18 protein-coding genes are annotated in these 16046 nt (G+C 66.6%); 13 read left to right on the forward strand and 5 right to left on the reverse strand.

Translation table 11 applies throughout. The features are described from left to right. The first annotated feature begins 96 nt into the window (after nucleotides 1–96). The gene (locus ACZK1G_RS07215; RefSeq protein WP_005408842.1) at nucleotides 97–732 is read left to right on the forward strand and encodes a glutathione S-transferase N-terminal domain-containing protein; all 636 of its coding nucleotides are present in this window, start codon (nucleotides 97–99) and stop codon (nucleotides 730–732) included. 84 nt (nucleotides 733–816) lie between these two features. After that, complete coding sequence (locus tag ACZK1G_RS07220; protein WP_005412806.1) at nucleotides 817–1269, forward strand: ClpXP protease specificity-enhancing factor; 453 nt, start codon at nucleotides 817–819, stop codon at nucleotides 1267–1269. Nucleotides 1270–1354: 85 nt separating this feature from the next. On the opposite strand, the gene ACZK1G_RS07225 is transcribed toward ACZK1G_RS07220, so the two are convergent. From ACZK1G_RS07225 to ACZK1G_RS07240, 4 genes are all read right to left on the reverse strand, one after another. Beyond that, nucleotides 1355–1705 carry a DUF3301 domain-containing protein gene (locus ACZK1G_RS07225; RefSeq protein WP_049423257.1) on the reverse strand — a complete coding sequence of 117 codons (351 nt, stop codon included), beginning with the start codon at nucleotides 1703–1705 and terminating at the stop codon, nucleotides 1355–1357. A 67-nt stretch (nucleotides 1706–1772) separates the two neighbouring features. Continuing rightward, nucleotides 1773–2774: a DUF2272 domain-containing protein gene (locus ACZK1G_RS07230; RefSeq protein WP_101765226.1), complete on the reverse strand. Its 1002-nt coding sequence runs from the start codon at nucleotides 2772–2774 to the stop codon at nucleotides 1773–1775. Between the two features lie 115 nt (nucleotides 2775–2889). Beyond that, nucleotides 2890–3741: a carboxylating nicotinate-nucleotide diphosphorylase gene (gene nadC / locus ACZK1G_RS07235; RefSeq protein ID WP_014036598.1), complete on the reverse strand. Its 852-nt coding sequence runs from the start codon at nucleotides 3739–3741 to the stop codon at nucleotides 2890–2892. After that, entirely contained in the window at nucleotides 3738–4007 is a 270-nt protein-coding gene (locus ACZK1G_RS07240) for a Trm112 family protein (protein WP_005408847.1), read from the reverse strand. The genes nadC and ACZK1G_RS07240 overlap by 4 nt, the downstream gene beginning before the upstream one ends. A gap of 58 nt (nucleotides 4008–4065) precedes the next feature. Here ACZK1G_RS07240 and purE point away from each other — a divergent pair, with 58 nt between their 5' ends. From purE to ACZK1G_RS07255, 3 genes are all read left to right on the forward strand, one after another. Next, the gene (purE, locus tag ACZK1G_RS07245; RefSeq protein WP_049446095.1) at nucleotides 4066–4569 is read left to right on the forward strand and encodes a 5-(carboxyamino)imidazole ribonucleotide mutase; all 504 of its coding nucleotides are present in this window, start codon (nucleotides 4066–4068) and stop codon (nucleotides 4567–4569) included. Beyond that, nucleotides 4566–5714, forward strand: a complete 1149-nt coding sequence (locus tag ACZK1G_RS07250; protein WP_101765227.1) for a 5-(carboxyamino)imidazole ribonucleotide synthase — start codon at nucleotides 4566–4568, stop codon at nucleotides 5712–5714. The genes purE and ACZK1G_RS07250 overlap by 4 nt, the downstream gene beginning before the upstream one ends. A 124-nt stretch (nucleotides 5715–5838) precedes the next feature. Beyond that, nucleotides 5839–6180, forward strand: a complete 342-nt coding sequence (locus ACZK1G_RS07255; RefSeq protein ID WP_101765228.1) for a carboxymuconolactone decarboxylase family protein — start codon at nucleotides 5839–5841, stop codon at nucleotides 6178–6180. Nucleotides 6181–6294: 114 nt separating this feature from the next. On the opposite strand, the gene ACZK1G_RS07260 is transcribed toward ACZK1G_RS07255, so the two are convergent. Next, on the reverse strand, nucleotides 6295–6873 hold the full coding sequence (locus ACZK1G_RS07260) for a superoxide dismutase (protein WP_101765229.1): 579 nt from the start codon (nucleotides 6871–6873) through the stop codon (nucleotides 6295–6297). Between the two features lie 120 nt (nucleotides 6874–6993). On the opposite strand from ACZK1G_RS07260, the gene grxD reads away from it, so the two are divergent. From grxD to ACZK1G_RS07300, 8 genes are all read left to right on the forward strand, one after another. Further along, nucleotides 6994–7314: a Grx4 family monothiol glutaredoxin gene (gene grxD, locus ACZK1G_RS07265; protein WP_005415957.1), complete on the forward strand. Its 321-nt coding sequence runs from the start codon at nucleotides 6994–6996 to the stop codon at nucleotides 7312–7314. Beyond that, on the forward strand, nucleotides 7311–8087 hold the full coding sequence (locus ACZK1G_RS07270) for an SDR family NAD(P)-dependent oxidoreductase (protein WP_049445999.1): 777 nt from the start codon (nucleotides 7311–7313) through the stop codon (nucleotides 8085–8087). The genes grxD and ACZK1G_RS07270 overlap by 4 nt, the downstream gene beginning before the upstream one ends. 250 nt (nucleotides 8088–8337) lie before the next feature. Next, a complete protein-coding gene (locus tag ACZK1G_RS07275; protein ID WP_197621945.1) occupies nucleotides 8338–11538 on the forward strand; it encodes a TonB-dependent receptor in 3201 nt (1066 codons plus the stop codon). 253 nt (nucleotides 11539–11791) lie between these two features. Next, nucleotides 11792–13180, forward strand: coding sequence for a nucleotide 5'-monophosphate nucleosidase PpnN (ppnN, locus tag ACZK1G_RS07280; protein WP_014036604.1), 1389 nt, complete (start codon nucleotides 11792–11794; stop codon nucleotides 13178–13180). A 161-nt stretch (nucleotides 13181–13341) separates the two neighbouring features. Beyond that, the gene (locus ACZK1G_RS07285; protein WP_014036605.1) at nucleotides 13342–13857 is read left to right on the forward strand and encodes a pilus assembly FimT family protein; all 516 of its coding nucleotides are present in this window, start codon (nucleotides 13342–13344) and stop codon (nucleotides 13855–13857) included. Further along, nucleotides 13854–14351, forward strand: a complete 498-nt coding sequence (gene pilV / locus ACZK1G_RS07290) for a type IV pilus modification protein PilV (protein WP_014036606.1) — start codon at nucleotides 13854–13856, stop codon at nucleotides 14349–14351. Before ACZK1G_RS07285 ends, pilV begins: the two co-directional genes overlap by 4 nt. Before the next feature lie 8 nt (nucleotides 14352–14359). Continuing rightward, the gene (locus ACZK1G_RS07295; RefSeq protein ID WP_101765231.1) at nucleotides 14360–15517 is read left to right on the forward strand and encodes a PilW family protein; all 1158 of its coding nucleotides are present in this window, start codon (nucleotides 14360–14362) and stop codon (nucleotides 15515–15517) included. Nucleotides 15518–15522: 5 nt separating this feature from the next. Next, nucleotides 15523–16044: a pilus assembly PilX family protein gene (locus tag ACZK1G_RS07300; RefSeq protein ID WP_049446006.1), complete on the forward strand. Its 522-nt coding sequence runs from the start codon at nucleotides 15523–15525 to the stop codon at nucleotides 16042–16044. The last annotated feature ends 2 nt before the right edge of the window (nucleotides 16045–16046 follow it).

The raw sequence follows: 16046 nt of genomic DNA on the forward strand, positions 1-16046 counted from the left end.
TGATGGTCGGTTGCACACTCGGGGAGGAGTCGACCGCTGGCACGGTGCCGGCGGCGCCGATGCGGCAGGCGGTCTCCTGTCGTGGGAGAGCCTTTGATGGCGGCGAGCGTACGCATGCGCAATACACTGACGCTGTTTTCCTCGAACGACGACGTACTGTGCCACCGGGTACGCCTGGTGCTGGCGGCCAAGGGGGTCACCTTCGACTTCGTTCCGGTCGATCCGCAGAACCCGCCTGAAGACCTGATCGACCTCAATCCGTACCACTCGGTTCCGACCCTGGTCGAGCGCGAGCTGGTGCTGTACGCCGCGTCGGTGGTCAGCGAATACCTGGACGAACGCTATCCGCATCCGCCGCTGATGCCGGTCGATCCGCTCTCGCGTGCGCGCATCCGCCTGGCCATGCTGCGCATCGAGCACGACTGGGTACCGCAGGTGCAGGCCATCCAGCTGGGCAACAAGACCCAAGCCGAGGCCGGCCGCAAGCGCCTGAAGGAACTGCTGACCGCCTCGCTGCCGCTGTTCAAGGCCAGCAAGTTCTTCCTCAATCCGGAAATGAGCCTGGCCGACTGCGCGATGGCGCCGATCATCTGGCGGCTGCAGTCGCTGGACGTGCCGCTGCCGAAGGATGGCAAGGCGATCGAGGACTATGGCAACCGCATCTTCCGCCACCCGGGTTTCGTCCGCAGCCTGACCGACCAGGAAAAGAAGCTGCGCGATCTGCCGGTCTGATCCGACCTTGCGTAACCCGTCTGCACGCCGACCGGCGTGCAGGCGATCCGCCCCGGCGGGGCGCCGGGCGCGTACACTTCACGCATGACCGAAGACTTCTTCCACATGACCAGCCACCGCCCGTACCTGCTGCGGGCGCTGGTGGAATGGATCAACGACAACCAGCTGACCCCGCACATCCTGGTCGACGCCGGCGTCCCCGGCGTGCAGGTCCCGCCTTCGGCGGTCAAGGATGGCCGGGTCGTGCTCAACATCGCCGAACGTGCCGTCGTGCGGTTGATGATCGACAACGAAATGGTGAGCTTCTCGGCCCGCTTCTCCGGCACCAGCTACCCGGTGCAGGTGCCGATCAGTGCCGTGCTGGCGGTCTATGCCCGCGAGACCGGGCAGGGCATGGCGCTGCCGGATGACATTCCGGGCAACGAAACCGCACCGACCAGCGATGAGCTGCTGCACGAGGAAGGCACGCCGCCGGACGATACGCCGCCGGCCAGTCCGCCGCCGAAGGGCCGCCCGAACCTGCGCGTGGTCAAGTAACCATTCCGACGCCGCCCCGATGGGCGGCGTTTTTCTTTGCAGGATTTACCGGTGGGTGCCGACCGTTGGTCGGCACTCAAAGCCCTTATACGTCCTCGGCATCCTCCGCATCCGGCCGGATCTGGCTGATCCGCGCGGCACCGGGGCCGGTGAACGAGATCAGCTGGTCGCCGCGCAGCACCATGCGGCCCACGTGGCGATCGATGCCATCGTAGGAATATTCGAACTTGAAGGTGCGCTCGAAACCGAGCCGTCCATCCTCGCCACGCGACAGTCGCAGGCCGGTGGCGTGCACCGCCTGGTCCAGCCACTGCACATCGGCAGCGCGGCAGGCATTGCGGCCCAGCTCGACCGCGCGCTCGGCGGCCGAGCGTGCGGCGTTCCAGAAGAAGTAGATGATTCCGCCGGCAATCAGCAACAGCAGCAGGGTGGGCATGGCGTCAGCCGTCAGAGGTCGATCCCGCAAAGATGGCGGCGAACGCGCGCTGGATCAAGCGCTGCATTCACCGCTGCGGTTGTGGTTCGCCAGACACCGGCTGCGCGGGCACGACGACCGGTTGCGGCGCCGGAGCGGTCTGTGCCGGTGTGGCAGTGGGCGAGGGCATCACTACGGGCGATGTGGCAGTCAGCTGCAGCAGCGCTGCCCAGTCCTGGCGGTTGAAACTGCATTCGTCCTCGCGGCCCGGCGTGCAGCTGGGGTCGATGCCGGTGCTGTTGCGTTCGCGCGCCGGCGGCAGCTTGATCAGTCCGGTGCGCTCCAGCGGCAGCAGCCGCATCGCCACGGTGTTCATCACGTTGCCACCGACCAGGTACAGGGTCTGGTCGCCGCCGAGGTTGGCGGCCACCACCACTTCGCAATGCGATTTCCAGTGGCCAACCGAGCCATTGCCCAGCGCCTGCACAAGTCCGCTGTAACTGAGCGTGCTGCTGCGGTCACGCAGGAAGCACAGCAGATCGCCAGGCGCGGGTTTGGCCGTGGCCGGGTCGACCAGCCGGTACGGCACGCCCGAGGGTCCGCCCTGGTACGCGGCGCGGATGTAGTCGATGTGGCGTGGCGACGTGTTGAAGCCGGGAACGCCGGACTGCACCATCACCCAGGAAATGAACGCGGCCGACCACGGGTTGTCGATCAGGAAGGCGCGGCAGTCGCTGTCGGTGTAGCGCGTGCCCAGCGGTGCCAGACAGCTGCTGGCGCCGGCGATGCTGCCCATTGCGTTGAGCGTGCCGCTGTTGCGCCAGTAGCCGGCCACGCGCTGCCAGGCGATCAGCCCGTTGTCGGCCAAGTGATCGCTTTCGGCTTCGGTGACGCTGAGACTGGCGGCGCGGCCATCACGATCGATGAAGGGCCGGAACCAGAGCCGGTGTTCATTGCAGGCGGTATTGCGGATGGCCACCGCCAACGGGCTCAGGCCGAAGCGGGGCGGCACATCGCAGGCTTCGGCGGCCGCTGCGGACAGCGGTGCCGCAGCCAGCAGCAGACAGGCAGGCAAGAGCATCCGGCGCATGCGCGGCTCCTGTGGGGGATGCCTGCAGCGTCGCAGCGCTGTCGTGAACGCCGGGTGTGAGAACGGGGTCAGATCCCTTTTCCCATTGAGAAGGGATCTGACCCCGGGCCAGGCCTCAGCCCGGCGGCGGGCCGAGCTTCAACGACAGATCGATGGCCTGCACGTGCTTGGTCAGGCCACCGATGGAAATGCAGTCGACGCCATCCTCGGCGATCGAGCGCAGACCGCCCAGGCCGACGCTGCCGGACACTTCCAGCGGAATGCGGCCGGCCGTGATGCGCACTGCCTCGCGGCGCAGGTCGGGGCTGAAGTCGTCCAGCAGGATGCGTTCGCAACCGGCTTCGAGCGCCTGGCGCAGCTGCGCCAGGTCCTCCACTTCGACCACCAGCGGCAGCGCGGGCCACTGCCGGCGTGCGCCCGCCACGGCGGCGGCCAGCGAACCGGCTGCGCGGATGTGGTTTTCCTTCAGCATCACCGTGTCGTACAGGCCGAAACGATGGTTCTCGCCACCGCCGCAGCGCACCGCGTACTTCTGCGCCAGGCGCAGGCCGGGCAGGGTCTTGCGGGTGTCGAGGATGCGCGTGCCGGTACCGGCCACGGCCGCCACGTAGCGTGCGGTGGTCGTGGCGGTGCCGGACAGCGTCTGCAGGAAGTTCAGCGAAGTGCGCTCGGCGCTGACCAGGCTGCGGCTGCGCCCGTGCAGCAGGGCCAGCACGGTGCCTGCGGTGACCGCGTCGCCTTCGGAAACCTGCCAGTCGATGCGCACGTCCGGGTCGAGCGCGCGGTGGGTGGCGTCGAACCAGGGGCGGCCGGCAATCACTCCGTCCTGCTTGCACAGCAGGTAAGCGCTGTCGGCCTGGTCGGGCAGCAGGGCGGCGGTGACATCACCGCTGCCCAGGTCCTCGGCCAGTGCACGCGCGACATCGGCGGCGACAACGGCCGCATCCGGCGTCGGCAGCATGCTCATGCGGCCGGGAAGTCGGCGATCTGGGCGGTCGGGATGGCTTCTTCGGCCAGCAGCACCGGGATGCCGTCGTCGACGCGGAATACCTGCTTGCGGTCGCGGGTGACCAGCGCTTCGCGCAGCGGCTGCGCCAGCGGGTTGCCATCGGCCTTGTTCACCGCGCCGGCGGAAATGGCCTTGTTGAGGGCTTCCAGGCCCTTGCCATCCAGCAGGGACAGGGGCTGGCGGGTGTCCGGCGACACCAGCAGGTCGAGCAGCTTGCGATCCATGGTTCTTCGTCTTGCGTGGAAGACGGCTAGAATACGTCTTTAAGGCAGGTGACGGCCAATGACCCCCAACCCGATCGCGCCGCTTGTCGGCATCGTCATGGGTTCCCGTTCCGACTGGGAAACCATGCAGCACGCCGCCCAGAAGCTTGAAGCCCTGGGTGTTCCGTTCGAAGTGAAGGTGGTGTCCGCGCATCGGACGCCGGATGTGTTGTTCAGTTACGCCGAGCAGGCGGGCCCGCGAGGCCTGCGCGCGATCATCGCCGGTGCCGGCGGGGCCGCCCACCTGCCGGGCATGATCGCCGCCAAGACCGCCGTGCCGGTATTGGGTGTGCCGGTGCAGTCCAAGGCCCTCAACGGCGTGGATTCGCTGCTGTCGATCGTGCAGATGCCGGCCGGCATTCCGGTCGCCACCTTCGCCATCGGCAATGCCGGCGCCTCCAACGCTGCGCTGTTCGCCGCCGCGATGCTGGCCAGTGACCAGCCGGCGATCGGCCAGGCGCTCGACGCGTTCCGCGCACGCCAGACCGAAGACGTGATGGCCCACGACGATCCGCGCCAATGAGCCTGACCGTCGGCATCCTGGGCGGCGGCCAGCTCGCCCGCATGATGGTCCTGGCCGGTGCACCGCTGGGACTGCGCTTCGAGCTGTATGACCCGGCCGCCGACGCCTGCAGCGGCCCGCTGGCGCCGCTCACCGTCGGTGCCTTCGATGACCGCCAGGCGCTGGCGGACTTCGCCGCCAAGGTCGATGTGGTCACCTTCGATTTCGAGAACGTGCCTGCCGACAGTGCACAGTTCCTGGCCGACCGCGTGCCGGTCTATCCGCCGCCGGCCGCACTGGCCGTGGCCCAGGACCGCTTGAGTGAGAAAACCCTGTTCCAGCAGCTGGGCATTCCGCTGCCGGCCTTCGCTGACATCCGCAGCCGTGACGAGCTGGCGGCGAAGGCCGCCGAATTCGGCCTGCCGTGCATCCTCAAGACCCGCCGCCTGGGCTACGACGGCAAGGGGCAGTTCCGCCTGCGCAGCGAAGCCGACATCGATGCTGCGTGGGACGCGCTGGGTGCGCAGGTCGAGCGCACCGGCCTGATCCTGGAAGGCTTCGTGGCCTTCCAGCGCGAGGTCAGCGTGGTCGCCGTGCGCGGCCGCGATGGCAGCTTCGAGGCGTGGCCGGTCACCGGCAACTGGCATGTCGACGGTGTGCTGTCGGCCAGTGTGGCCCCGGCCGTGCTGTCCGACGCCGAGCGGCAGGCAGCGATCGGCTATGCCCGTCGCGTCGCCGAACACCTGCAGTACGTCGGCGTGTTCGCGCTGGAGCTGTTCTGCCGTGATGGTGAGCTGCTGGCCAACGAGATGGCGCCGCGCGTGCACAACTCCGGCCACTGGACCATCGAAGGCAGCGAGACCTCGCAGTTCGAGAACCACCTGCGCGCCGTGCTGGGCCTGCCTCTGGGCAGCACCCGCATGCTCGGCCACGCCTGCATGCTGAACTGGCTGGGCGCGATGCCGGACCCGGCGCCGGTGCTGGCCCAGGCCAGTGGCCACTGGCATGACTATGGCAAGGAGTCGCGCGAAGGGCGCAAGGTCGGCCATGCCACATTGCGCGATGACGATGCCGCAGCACTGGCCGACGCGCTGGACCAGGTGGGCCTGGAACTGGGCCGCCAGGCCCAGGTGGCACCGGCGGTGCATGCGCTGCGCAACCGCTGAACATGGGTGCGCCGGCGTGCTGCCGGCACCCCCTGTATGGCTGCAACGGTGTGGCGCACCGGTGCAGCCATCGGCGCAACATTCCCGGTGGTAGCGTGGAGCTCCTTTCACAGGAGTCACGACCATGCTCGACTGGAATGCCTACCGCAGGGAACTGAAGGGCCGCATCGGCGAGATCGGCAAGCTCTCGCCCGACACGGTCAAGGGCTACGCCACCCTGTCCAATGCCGGTGCCCAGACCAACCACCTTGATGCCAAGACCCGTGAGCTGATCGCGCTGGCGGTGGCGGTGACCACCCGCTGTGACGGCTGCATCACCGTGCACGTGGACGCGGCGCTGAAGCATGGCGCCAGCCGCGAGGAAATCGCAGAGGCGCTGGGCGTGGCGGTGTCGCTCAACGCCGGCGCCGCGCTGGTGTATTCGGCACGGGTGATGGACGCCGTGGCCGCACACGAGAACGCGTGATGCCACGCTCTGCTTCCCGGTAGGGCCGGCCGCTGGCCGGCAGATTCGGCACCTCATGAGCGCCTATGGGAATGCCGGCCAACGGCCGGCACTACCCATGGTCGAGTCGCCGCTTCAGCGCAGCTGGCTCTCGGCGAATTCCCAGTTGACCATCTGCCAGAACGCGTCCAGGTAGCGTGCGCGATCATTCTGGTAGTCGGTGTAGTAAGCGTGCTCCCATACGTCGCAGCACAGCAGCGGGGTGCTGTCACCGGTCAGGGGCGTGCCCGCGTTGCGGGTGGCCTGGATGCCCAGCTGGCCACCCGGGTGCTGCACCAGCCACACCCAGCCCGAGCCGAACAGGCCCAGCGCGGTGCGGTTGAACTCCTCGCGCAGGCGCTGCGCGTCACCGAACTGGCGCTTCACCAGCTCGCCCAGCCGGCCCTGCGGTTCGCCGCCGCCGCGCGGGCGCAGGCACTGCCAGTAGAAACCGTGGTTCCAGGCCTGGGCGGCTGCATCGAACAGCGAGCCCTGGGCATGGCGCACGATCTCTTCCAGTGACGCTTCTTCCCACTCGGTGCCGAGGGTGCCGGCGTTGACCGCGTCGACATAGGCGCGGTGGTGGCGGCCGTGATGCAGTTCCACGGTCTGCGCGGACAGGTGGGGCTGCAGGGAGCCGGAGAGGTAGGGCAGGGCGGGCAATTCGACGGGCATGGACAGGTTCGTGGCCAGGGGACGGCGGCAGCCTGTTCCATCCGCTTACAATGGCGGCTACCGTGGGCAGTCTAGCCGACCATCACGGTCGGTTTGTCCGGCGAAGCAAGGAGTGTGGTTGTGGCGGTAATGCAGCAAATCCAGGCCGAGGTCGATCGTTACCCGCTCGTGCTGTTCATGAAGGGCACCCCGCAGTACCCGATGTGCGGCTTTTCCAGCCGCGCCGTGCAGGCGTTGATGGCTGCCGGCGCCGTCACCCTGCGCACCGTCAACGTGCTCGAAGAGCCGGAGATCCGCGCCAACCTGCCGCGCTTCTCCAACCTGCCGACCTTCCCGCAGCTGTTCATCAACGGCGAGTTGATCGGCGGCTGCGACATCGTCATGGAACTGTTTGAATCCGGCGAGCTCAAGCGCATCGTCGAAGAGGCGACCCAGGGATGAGTGCCTGGCCGTCGACGTCACCGACTGACGGGGCGCTCGATGGCCGCCCGTTGCAGGACCGCGTGGTGCTGGTTGCCGGTGCCGGCGGCGGGCTGGGCAGTGCCGCGGCGGTTGCCGCTGCAGCGGCCGGGGCTACCGTGGTCCTGCTGGGGCGCAAGCCGCGCCGGCTGGATCGGGTCTATGCCCAGGTCCAGGCGGTCGGCCCGGAACCCTTGCTGTACCCGCTGGACCTGGAAGGCGCCGGCCCCGATGACTATGCCGAACTGGCCCAGGCCCTGCAGCGCGAGCTGGGGCGGCTGGATGGCCTGCTGGCCTGCGCCGCGCATTTCCCCGGCCTGACCCCGTTCGAGCTGGCCGACCCGGCCAGTTTCGCCCGCGCGGTCCATGTCACCCTGACCGCCCCGGCCTGGCTGGCCCAGGCTTGCCTGCCGCTGCTGCGGCAGCGCGAGGATGCCGCCCTGGTATTCGCAGTGGATGCGCCCGAGCGGGTAGGGCAGGCCTATTGGGGTGGTTATGGCGTGGCCCAGCATGGCCTGCGCGGCCTGATCGGCAGCCTGCACGATGAGTTGGGCCGCAGCCCGGTGCGGGTCAGCGGTCTGTACCCGGGGCCGCTGCGCACGGCGCTGCGGGCCCGCGCCTATTCCGTCGATCAGGACCCGGCTGCCCGTGCTCCGGAAGCCGCGGCGGCCGCGGCGGTGACCCTGCTTTCCCCGGCCGGCAGCGCCTGGCGGGGCCGCATCCTCGATGCCAGCGGAGCCTCTGGCGACGCGTGAAGACGACCGTAAGGCGGAATGAAGATCCCGTCACGATTGCGTTGCGATCCGGTGCCGTTTGTCGCACAACCGTCACATTGATGGCGTAGCGTGTTAATCTAGTGTTAACCGTTATGGCTGCCTTCAGCCAAGCGGTAGGGAACCCCAGATAACTCTCCGACCAGCCACCCGCAGGGCTGATTGGATGCGCTTTTTTTCCGCCATCGCCAACTCGCATCGAGGCTACCGAAAAATGACCCACCCACTCCGGATGTCCAAGCTTACCCTTGGTCTCGTGGCTGCACTTGCTGCCGCTCCCGCCTTCGCCCAGACCACCACTGCCGGTGTCGGCGGCCAGGTCGTGACCAGCGGCGGCCAGCCCGTCGCCGGTGCTGAAGTCACCATCACCCACACCGAGTCGGGCACCGTGTCGCGCGCCACGACCGACGCGGCGGGTCGCTACAACGCGCGCGGCCTGCGCGTGGGTGGTCCGTACACCATCACCATCACCAAGCCGGGTGAAGGCACCAAGACCGAAGATGGCGTCTACCTGGGCGTGAACCAGACCGGCACCATCAATGCCATCCTGACCGGCGACATGGCCAAGGCCACCAACCTGGACACCGTGCAGGTCACCGCCGTCGGCGGCGGCTCGGAAGTGTTCAGCGCCACCAAGATGGGCTCGGGCACCAACATCAGCCAGGAGCAGATCGAGATTGCGCCGTCCATCGGCGGCAACATCCAGGATCTGATGCGCCTGGACCCGCGCGTGACCTTCATCGACCGCGCATCGGGCTCGATCTCGGCCGGTGGCCAGAACCCGCGCTACAACTCGATCAACATCGACGGCGTCTCGGCCAGCGACACCTTCGGCCTGGAAGGCAACAACATGCCGACCCGCCGCCAGCCGGTCGCCATGGAAGCCATCGAAGCGCTGGACATCAACCTGTCCAACTACGACGTCAGCATCGCTGGCGCTGCGGGTGCCACCGTCAATGCGGTGACCAAGTCCGGTACCAATGAATTCCACGGTTCGGTCTACGGCACCTACCGTGACGGTGACTGGTTCGGCAAGAACCCGGAAGGCAAGAAGTTCAACGGTTTCAACGACGAAAAGACCTACGGCATGACCCTGGGCGGCCCGATCGTCAAGGACAAGCTGTTCTTCTTCGCCAACTACGAGAAGTTCAAGCAGTCCGCGCCGGGCGCCGACCTGTCCAGCACTGCGCTGGGCAAGGCCAATGCTGACTACAGCATGGCTGACGTGACCCGTGCCCAGGAAATCGCCAAGGGCTATGGCTTCGATGCCGGCGGTATCGAAAGCAACGGCAACACCGATCTGGAAGAGTACGCACTGAAGCTCGACTGGAACATCAACGAGAACCACCGCGCCAACATCCGTTACAGCAAGCTCGAGCAGAGCAAGCTGCGCATCAACGGCATGGGTTCGACCTCGCAGGCGTCGCTGAGCTCGTACTGGTACCAGCACGTCAAGACCAACGAGAGCTACGTCGCCCAGGTCTTCAGCGACTGGTCCGACACCTTCTCGACCGAGCTGAAGGCTTCGTACCGCGAGTACTCGGCCGTCCGCCAGGTGCCGACCAATGCCCCGAGCATCCGCATCTACTTCCCGCGCGGCGGCGATGTGACCACGCCGGAAGGCGACTCGCTGTTCCTGGGTACCGAGACCAACTCGCAGAACAACGTGCTGGAAACCAAGGCGTGGAACTACTACGCCGCCGGTACGCTGACCCTGGGTAACCACGACCTGAAGTTCGGTGGTTCGTACGACACCAACGATGTCTACAACTACTACGGCGCTGGCTCGTGGGGTGCTTACACCTTCTATGGCCTGGACAATTTCGCCAAGGGTCAGTGGCAGACCTACCAGCTGAACAAGGAAAAGAGCGCGAACTCGATCGCGGCTGACTACAAGTACAGCAATCTTGCCCTGTTCGTGCAGGACACCTGGTACGTCAACAGCAACCTGACCCTGACCATGGGCCTGCGCGGCGACCGTCCGAAGGTGAGCCCGGCGCCGGCGTACAACCAGAAGGCGCAGACTGTCTTCGGTTATGACAACAGTGCGGTGTTCCCGAGCAAGTTCCTGATCCAGCCGCGCTTCGGCTTCAACTACACCTTCGACACCGAGCGCCCGACCCAGCTGCGCGGCGGCATCGGCCTGTTCCAGGGTGATGCGCCGCAGGTGTGGATCAGCAACAGCTACTCCACCACCGGCTTCAACTACGACTCGTACAACATCAGCCGCTACAACGGTCAGAAGTTCAATCCGGACAAGGACAAACAGCCGGTCCCGACCACCCCGGGCAGTGCGCTGCAGAACGTCAACTTCGTCGGTCGCGACTTCAAGCTGCCGTCGCTGTACAAGGCCAACCTGGCCTTCGATCACGAGCTGCCGTGGTACGGCATGGTCGCCTCGGCCGAGCTGCTGGTGACCAAGGTCAAGGATGGCCTGTACTACCAGCACCTGAACCTGGGCAAGGGCCGTCAGGTCGGTGCCGATGGTCGCGTGAACTACTACGTGCCTTCGGCTGACGGCAGGGCGTGGGGCACCAACGATGCGCGCAATGGTTATGCCGCACAGGGCTTCAACAACGTCTACCTGATCGACAACACCGACCAGGGTCGTACCTCGCAGTTCACCGTCTCGCTGAGCAAGCCGTGGAGCGCCAGCAGCGACTGGTCCTGGAACCTGGGCTACACCTACACCGATGCCAAGGAAGTGGGCAGCCTGACCAGCTCCACCGCCAGCTCGGGCTGGGGCTACCAGTACGCCTTCAATGCCAACGAGGAAATGCTGAACACCTCGCGCTACCAGATCCGCGACCGCCTGTCGGGCTCGCTGAACTGGAAGCACAAGTTCTTCGGCGACTACGAGACCAAGGTGGGTCTGGTGTACGAAGGCCGCAGCGGCCGTCCGTACAGCTACATCTATGTGAACGACGCCAACGGCGACGGCCGTTCGGGCAACGACCTGTTCTACGTGCCGCGTCGCGGCGAGGTCCTGTTCGGCACCCTGTCCAACGCCGGCAAGTTCACCGCCGATGCGGCGATGGAGAAGTCGTTCTTCGACTGGCTGGCGGCCAACCCGCAGCTGGCCAAGTACGAAGGCCAGGTGGCTCCGGCCAACCAGTTCCGTACCGGCTGGATCAACACCTTCGACATCCGCATCAGCCAGCAGCTGCCGGGCTTCATGAAGGGCCACAAGTCGGAGATCTGGCTGGACATCCAGAACGTCGGCAACATGCTCAACAAGAAGTGGGGCAACATCTACGACTACGGCTTCTACGCCAACGCTCGTGTTGCCAGCCTGCAGGGCCTGTACAACGGCAAGTACGTCTACAACTACCGTGGCGCGGACCTGCCGAGCGTCGCCAACTCGGATGCTGACGGCTTCGACGTCGGTGTGTCGCAGTGGTCGATGCAGCTGGGCTTCCGCTACCAGTTCTGATGCACTGACGTAGCTGTGCTGTAAACGGAAACGGCCGGGGAAACCCGGCCGTTTCCCGTTCAGGCGAAAGTCCTTGCAGGGTGCAAGGCAAGGGCGTAGCATCCAGAAATGTGCGCGGCGCCAACGCCGCCGATGCGGTCCCGGAAAGGCGAACGCGGGAAGCACATATCCAACGGTCGGGCTTCCCGGCCGTTTTGCTTTTTAAGGGGGCGGCAGTACAGTCGGAAACCTTGAAGGAAGCGAAAAATTGGACATGACCACGAACGAAAAATCGGCCCGTGCACTGCCGGTGCAGGATGCGCGGATCTACCCGCGCGGTGGGCTGGATGTGCTCTCGCGGGCCGAGGTGGCACGCCTGCGCGATGCCTCCGCGGGCGGCATGCATGAGCTGCTGCGTCGCTGCGCGCTGGCCGTGCTGACCAGCGGCAGCGCCTCGGACGATCCGCGCGCCGCGCGCGATCTCTACCCTGATTTCGACATCCAGGTGGCGCAGCAGGATCGCGGCGTGCGCATCGACCTGGTCAACGCACCGGCGATGGCCTTTGTCGACGGCGAGATCATCCGCGGCGTCGCCGAGCTGCTGTTCGCCGTCGTGCGCGATCTGGCCTACATGGCCATCGAGATGGGCCCGGCCTACGCCGCCGAGCTGGAGTCGTCCGAGGGCATCACCAATGCGGTGTTCGGCCTGCTGCGCAACGCCCGCATCCTCAACCCGGGTGATCCGAACCTGGTGGTGTGCTGGGGCGGCCACTCGATCTCGCGCGATGAGTACCTGTATACCAAGCAGGTCGGCTACGAGCTGGGCCTGCGCGGCCTGGACATCTGCACCGGCTGCGGCCCGGGCGCAATGAAGGGCCCGATGAAGGGCGCCACCATCGCCCACGCCAAGCAGCGCCGTACCGTGACACGCTACATCGGCCTGACCGAGCCGGGCATCATCGCCGCCGAGTCGCCGAACCCGATCGTCAACCACCTGGTGATCATGCCGGACATCGAGAAGCGCCTTGAGGCCTTCGTCCGCATCGGCCACGGCATCATCGTGTTCGCCGGTGGCGTCGGTACCGCCGAAGAGATCCTGTACCTGCTCGGCATCCTGCTGCGCGAGGAGAACAAGGACCTGCCGTTCCCGCTGATCCTGACCGGCCCGACCGTGGCCGCGCCGTACTTCGAGCAGATCGACCGCTTCATCCGCCTGACCCTGGGCGATGAGGCTGCCGAGCGCTACGAGATCATCATCGGTGACCCGGTGGCGGTGGCCAAGAAGATGGCCAACGGCATCAAGCGCGTGCGCGAGCACCGCCTGGCGCAGAAGGATTCGTTCTTCTTCAACTGGTCGATCGAGATCCCGTGGGAGTACCAGCAACCGTTCGTGCCGACCCACGAGGCGATGGCGGCGCTGGACCTGCATCACGGGCGCGCCCCGCACGCGCTGGCGGCCGACCTGCGCCGGGCGTTCTCGGGCATCGTGGCCGGTAACGTGAAGGAAGACGGCATGCGCCGCATCGAGCAGTTCGGGCCGTTCCAGATCCACGGTGACCCGGACATGATGCAGGCGCTGGATGCGCTGTTGCGCGCCTTTGTCGAGCAGCGCCGGATGAAGATCTCCGGCGAATACCAGCCCTGCTACCAGGTGCTGGCCTGAATCCGGGCCGGCGCGATGGGGATCGCGCCGGCACTGGCAGGGGAGGGCGGGTCGTCAAGCCTTTGACGCCCGTCGCCCCGGATTGACCGTTCATCCTGCCGCCGCTTGCCGGTGGCGGGGCGATGGCCCATCGTGGCCACCAACACGCTGGGGAGCGTCCAATGTCTTTGCGCCGGCAAAACGGTTTCACGCTGGTTGAACTGATGGTCACGCTGGCCGTCTTCGTGATCCTGGCGTCGATCGCCTATCCGAGCTTCCGCGGGATGATCCGCTCGAACCGGCTGGCGACCGCCAACAATGAACTGATCGCGCTGGCCAACCTGGCCCGCAGTGAAGGCATCCGCAACAGCAACGGTGGCGGTGTCTGTGGCAGCGCCGATGGCAAGGCCTGTGATGGCGACTGGTCCAAGGGCGTACTGGCCTGGTCGGACCTCGATGGCGACGGCCAGATGGGCAGTAATGATGTCGCGCTGCGCTTTTCGCAGGGCAACCCGCAGCTCAGCGTGGTGGGTCCGCCGGGTGCGGTCATCGCCTTCGACGGGCGCGGCCGACGCCGGGCGGTTGCTGACCAGACGCTGGTGCTGTCGCCGGATGCGTGCAAGGCCGGTGAATCGAAAAGCACACTGACGATCAACCAATCCGGCCAGGTCCGGGTGACCAAGGGAACCTGCTCATGAGCCGCCGCAACTTGGCCCGCCCACGGTCTTCACAGGGCGGCTTCAGCCTGATCGAAGTGATGGTGGCGGTGCTGATCCTGGCATTCGGGCTGCTGGGCTTTGCCCTGCTGCAGACCACCAACGTCCGCTTCGTGCAGAGCGCGAATTACCGTACCCAGGCCACCAACCTGGCCAACGATCTGATCGAGCTGATGCGCGCCCAGCGTACCGACACGCTGGCCGGTGGCGCCTATTCCTCGGCCTCGTTCTCGGCCGGCTCGGTGAAGCCCAGCGGCGCCTGTTCCTGGCCGACCGGCGCCGCCGTGACGCCAAAGACGAACGTGGCGCGCTGGCAGTGCGAGGTCGCACGCACGCTGGGCGAGAAGGCCAGCGCGCAGGTGACCTTCGTGCAGAGCACCGGCCAGGTCACCGTGGCCATCAGCTGGGGTGACCAGCGCTGGGATCCGAAGGATCCCGACAGCCTTACCACCTTCGGCCTGACGACCTTCCTGTGAACGCGCCCATGAGTCCAATTTCGCGAGCCCGAGGCCTGTCGCTGATCGAACTGATGATCGCCATGGTCATCGGTCTGGTCCTGATGCTTGGCGTCACCCAGATCTTCATCGCCTCGCGTGCGGCGTCACGCCTGTCCGAAGGCGCGGCCCGCACCCAGGAGAACGCGCGCTTCGCGCTGGATTTCCTGCAGCGTGACCTGCGCATGGCCGGCCATTTCGGTTGCGTCAACGACCAGGCCCACGTGGTCAAGAACACCGGCGATGTCGGCTACCACCTGGGCATCAGCTCGGGCAGTGGCGACCCGCAGGATTTCTCGGTTCCCGTGCAGGGATACGAGGCTGCAGGTACGGCGCCGGGCGCCACGCTGACGCTGGGCCGTGCGTGGAGCGCGGCGCAGTCGGTTCCGAAGAGCATCGCCAACCTCAAGCCGGCACCGTTGCCGGGCAGCGACATCCTGGTACTGCGCCTGATGAGTCCGGAAGGGGCCGTCGTCACCGGCATATCCGTGGCCGCGGGCGCGACCACACTGACCGTCTCCAGTGATGGCATGGCCCGACTGAAGGCCAATGCCGCAGGCACGCCGACGGTCTTCGGCGTGGCCGACTGCACCCGTGCGGACGTATTCCCCGCCACCATCACCGGTTCGACGGTGAAGGTCGACAAGGTCGACCTGAGCAACTATTCGGTCAACAACGCGATGACCATGCTGTATCGCGCCGATGGCATGGCGTACTACATCGCGACCAATCCCAATGGCGAGCCGGCGCTTTACCGGGCACGCGCCAATGGCGCCGGCGGCTACGCCGATGGCGAGGAGCTGGTGGAAGGCATCGAGAACATGCAGTTCCTGTATGGCCTGGATGCCACCACGAACATTGCCCTGCCCACGCCGCCGACCGGTCGCATCGTGGACCAGCGCGTGGCCAGTGCGGTGAGTACCGGCACCGATGCCGCCGCCGCGGGGCAGTGGCGCCGCGTCGGCATGGTGCAGGTGGGCCTGCTGGCGCGCAGTCCGCAGCGTGCGGCGGCCGAAGCGCCGGGCAGCGCGGCCACCTATCCGGCCATCCTGGGGGTGGGTTTTGCCCCGGCCGATCCTTACGACCAGCGCCATCGTGGCGCCTATGAAGCGTCCGTTGCGCTGCGCAACCGCTTGTTCGGGAACTGACGACCATGCGCACTCATCCTTCCTCCAGGCGCCGTCCCTTCGTTGCCCAGGCACGGCAGCAGGGCGCCGTGCTCTACGTCGCGCTGATCATGCTGGTGCTGCTGGCCCTGCTGGGCGTGATCGGCATGCAGGTGGCCGGCATGCAGGAGCGCATGGCGGCCGGCTACCGGGCGACCAACATGGCGTTCCAGAACGCCGAAGGTGCGGCGCGCAGCGCCGAGAACGCGGTGGAGAACATCGCCAACCGGAAGGATGCCGGTACCAATCCGGCCGTAACGTCCGCCGACATCAGCCAGCAGTGCGATGACGGCTTCGATCCTTCGGGGTGGGTCGCGAAAACCAAGCTGGGCAGCAAGCCGGCGATCTATGTCCGTGAAATCCAGGGCTGCATCCAGGGGGAGGGTGCGCTGGACATGGGCAAGTCGGTGGAGAAGCCAACGCCGGTCTACCAGATCACGACGTATGCCGGTGATACCACCAGTGATGCGACGTCGCGTGCGGCGATCGATACCGTATTCAAGCTGTGAGG

Source organism: Stenotrophomonas sp. 109824_Sma (genome assembly GCF_056480025.1).

Coding starts and splice junctions, on each gene's coding strand:
- ACZK1G_RS07215 (WP_005408842.1), top strand. CDS start 97: ATGGCGGCGAGCGTACGCATGCGCAATACACTGACGCTGTTTTCCTCG.
- ACZK1G_RS07220 (WP_005412806.1), top strand. CDS start 817: ATGACCGAAGACTTCTTCCACATGACCAGCCACCGCCCGTACCTGCTG.
- ACZK1G_RS07225 (WP_049423257.1), bottom strand. CDS start 1,705: ATGCCCACCCTGCTGCTGTTGCTGATTGCCGGCGGAATCATCTACTTC.
- ACZK1G_RS07230 (WP_101765226.1), bottom strand. CDS start 2,774: ATGCGCCGGATGCTCTTGCCTGCCTGTCTGCTGCTGGCTGCGGCACCG.
- nadC (WP_014036598.1), bottom strand. CDS start 3,741: ATGAGCATGCTGCCGACGCCGGATGCGGCCGTTGTCGCCGCCGATGTC.
- ACZK1G_RS07240 (WP_005408847.1), bottom strand. CDS start 4,007: ATGGATCGCAAGCTGCTCGACCTGCTGGTGTCGCCGGACACCCGCCAG.
- purE (WP_049446095.1), top strand. CDS start 4,066: ATGACCCCCAACCCGATCGCGCCGCTTGTCGGCATCGTCATGGGTTCC.
- ACZK1G_RS07250 (WP_101765227.1), top strand. CDS start 4,566: ATGAGCCTGACCGTCGGCATCCTGGGCGGCGGCCAGCTCGCCCGCATG.
- ACZK1G_RS07255 (WP_101765228.1), top strand. CDS start 5,839: ATGCTCGACTGGAATGCCTACCGCAGGGAACTGAAGGGCCGCATCGGC.
- ACZK1G_RS07260 (WP_101765229.1), bottom strand. CDS start 6,873: ATGCCCGTCGAATTGCCCGCCCTGCCCTACCTCTCCGGCTCCCTGCAG.
- ACZK1G_RS07270 (WP_049445999.1), top strand. CDS start 7,311: ATGAGTGCCTGGCCGTCGACGTCACCGACTGACGGGGCGCTCGATGGC.
- ACZK1G_RS07275 (WP_197621945.1), top strand. CDS start 8,338: ATGTCCAAGCTTACCCTTGGTCTCGTGGCTGCACTTGCTGCCGCTCCC.
- ppnN (WP_014036604.1), top strand. CDS start 11,792: ATGACCACGAACGAAAAATCGGCCCGTGCACTGCCGGTGCAGGATGCG.
- ACZK1G_RS07285 (WP_014036605.1), top strand. CDS start 13,342: ATGTCTTTGCGCCGGCAAAACGGTTTCACGCTGGTTGAACTGATGGTC.
- pilV (WP_014036606.1), top strand. CDS start 13,854: ATGAGCCGCCGCAACTTGGCCCGCCCACGGTCTTCACAGGGCGGCTTC.
- ACZK1G_RS07295 (WP_101765231.1), top strand. CDS start 14,360: ATGAGTCCAATTTCGCGAGCCCGAGGCCTGTCGCTGATCGAACTGATG.
- ACZK1G_RS07300 (WP_049446006.1), top strand. CDS start 15,523: ATGCGCACTCATCCTTCCTCCAGGCGCCGTCCCTTCGTTGCCCAGGCA.